Annotated in this window: 1 pseudogene; it reads right to left on the reverse strand. The window is 58.6% G+C overall.

The window, feature by feature from the left end:
- Positions 1–232: pseudogene (locus tag MKZ87_RS28905) on the reverse strand (hypothetical protein); the annotation flags it as partial.

The raw sequence follows: 232 nt of genomic DNA on the forward strand, positions 1-232 counted from the left end.
CGCAGGTTGGCGCCTGAATTGAGCGCTGCGGCATCCGGCGATGCTTCTGGCCCGATCTCCATGTAACTGCGCATGCATTCCCACAACGCCATCGCTGTCGTGCCACCGCCGCAATTGAAGCCCAGCGAAAAATGCTTGTTGTCTTGGGTGGCATTCGGGTCGGGGTTTTCGAATCCGATGACCAGTAAGCCCATGGTGTTTTTACCGGCCTGACTGACCGACGACTGCTGGG

It is taken from the genome of Pseudomonas sp. MCal1, assembly GCF_026341415.1.
GTDB lineage: Bacteria > Pseudomonadota > Gammaproteobacteria > Pseudomonadales > Pseudomonadaceae > Aquipseudomonas.